At 55.8% G+C, this 539-nt stretch carries 1 protein-coding gene; it reads right to left on the minus strand.

Translation table 11 applies throughout. The features are described 5' to 3' along the window. Nucleotides 1-6: 6 nt before the first annotated feature. The gene (locus tag ACTQVX_RS08855; RefSeq protein WP_441560939.1) at nucleotides 7-492 is read right to left on the minus strand and encodes a recombinase family protein; all 486 of its coding nucleotides are present in this window, start codon (nucleotides 490-492) and stop codon (nucleotides 7-9) included. Nucleotides 493-539 lie beyond the last annotated feature (47 nt).

Genomic DNA, 539 nt, shown 5'->3' on the forward strand with positions numbered 1-539 from the left:
TAAGGGCTACCGCACGGGCCGATACTCAAAGCCCATTGTGGCATCCCGAGCCCGCGAAAAGAAGCTGCGCCGCGGGGGAGGCGACCCAAATGGCTTTCTCATATCGTCTTGCGCCTGTGCCTGTTTAACTGCGCGGATTTTCTTGCTTGTGTCGCGGGCGTAAAACTCGTTAAACCAGTTCCGCAAGGGGGTAAACTCGTTATCCTCCCGCGCTGTGTCAACTCCGTCGTTGATCGCGATATAGCGTACTCCGTTTTCGGGAAATACAATCTCTATGAGTTCGCCCGTTTTCAGATAGTTTCTGCCAAGACGGGAAAGGTCTTTGGTAATGACCGTCGCCACTCGTCCGGCTTCCACTTCCTGCAACATCGCTTGCAGCCCCTCGCGCTCAAAACTCACGCCGGAAAATCCGTCGTCCACAAAAAACTTGGCTCTTCGGTGGTTTCTGTGGGAGAGATTCCGGCATAGGCCCAGCTCAGCGGGCGAAAACAACGATCTGGAACTGAAACGGCCCCGGGAGGGGCCGTTTCCGCGTCATC

Source organism: Collinsella sp. LCP19S3_A6, assembly GCF_052122015.1.
Taxonomy (GTDB): Bacteria; Actinomycetota; Coriobacteriia; order Coriobacteriales; family Coriobacteriaceae; genus Collinsella.